General features: G+C 43.8%; 2 protein-coding genes and 1 pseudogene. 2 read left to right on the top strand and 1 reads right to left on the bottom strand.

Features of this window, described 5'->3' with window-relative positions:
• A partial coding sequence (locus G533_RS25050) for a hypothetical protein (protein ID WP_205622673.1) occupies positions 1–356 on the top strand: 356 nt, incomplete at its 5' end.
• Between the two features lie 2 nt (positions 357–358).
• Complete coding sequence (locus G533_RS24735) at positions 359–793, top strand: hypothetical protein (RefSeq protein ID WP_144079977.1); 435 nt, start codon at positions 359–361, stop codon at positions 791–793.
• A 123-nt stretch (positions 794–916) separates the two neighbouring features.
• Here G533_RS24735 and G533_RS24360 read toward each other — a convergent pair.
• Positions 917–1,307, bottom strand: a pseudogene (locus G533_RS24360) (hypothetical protein); the annotation flags it as partial.

Raw genomic sequence — 1,307 nt, 5'->3', positions numbered from 1 at the left:
GGACTTCAGAAAAAGCAATCCCCTCTTGGAGGCCCCGGATGGCGGGGCTTTCGGCGATTATTGTCGTTTTTGGACGGAAAAACCCTAGTACCCCAGGCTACGTTAAGCAGTCAGTATTAAAGCAGACTTTGAAAGAGGGCTCTCAAATTATACTTTTTTTAACCCATGACGAAATAAAAGGCGTGGAGGAGATACTGGATAAGTATGCCGGAACAGTTTACACCTTGACGAATCCCGCCCACTACCCAAGGATGTTAAAGAACGAGCCGGACGTTAAAGATGCAAGGGTAGTTCGTTGTGAATGTAACCACCGGAAAGAGTGTTCGATCTGCGAACGAAAAGATGCAGGAGTGTAAGTATGGCTGACAATCCCTTCTCTAGTTATAACGTAGAAATTCCCAAAAAGTATGCAGAGGATGTAAAGAAGTTTTGTAAGACCGCAGGGGGGAAAGCGACTTTTGAATATGCTCCATTCAAACGACAAGTTGACTTTTGGTATTTTTGCTTTCTTTTGGCAGTTCAAAAGGAACTTGAACCCGCACCAGAAAGAGATACCTCAAATATCACTCCGGCTTCGATTCTTTCTGGGGACTCGTATAGAATTACTCACATTCAGCTTGCATATCTTGGCCATAACAATGATCTTTCAGCACTTGCGGATCACCGAGGCGTATTCGATTACGCTTTAAACATGGCTAACGCTGGCATGCCATACGCGCTGCAAATTCTCAACGACCCGGATGATAAACCCCTATGGGCCCTTCTAGACGATGTAGAGACAAAGTTAGCTTGATGAATGCATTTGTCGAAACCAAATTATATTGTAAAAACGAGAACATCATATTCATCATGGATATGGGCAATAGTAGGCACAGCGCATAGATTTTTGTGACGAGCGGCGCTAACTTCGAAAAGCCTAAAAGACATTTCTATTGAAAAGTGGTGATGGCTCATATCTCCCACCATAATCGAAGAAATCCACATCTTGGTCGCGCATTTTAATTTTAATGCGCTCCACTAATAGAGGTGTATCTTTTTCCCAGTCGTCATATCGCATAAGACTGACTTTTCCAGAAGTCATGTGCACTTTAATCAAATGTATATTGTCAAGATCCCCATAGAGCTGCGTAGCGCAGCCAATGTATATTCTTAGCTCGGGAGGTAATTCACCTAAGTAACGTTTATGAAATGTAAAGCTATGCCCCTCTTCGAGGGGTACTAGGGTTTTTCCGTCCAAAAACGACAATAATCGCCGAAAGCCCCGCCATCCGGGGCCTCCAAGAGGGGATTGCTTTTTCTGAAGTCCA

Origin of the sequence: Haliea salexigens DSM 19537, from assembly GCF_000423125.1 — a bacterium.
Lineage (GTDB): Bacteria > Pseudomonadota > Gammaproteobacteria > Pseudomonadales > Halieaceae > Haliea > Haliea salexigens.
Note: the sequence above shows the minus strand (reverse complement) of the source record. Positions and strands in the feature narration are given on the sequence as shown.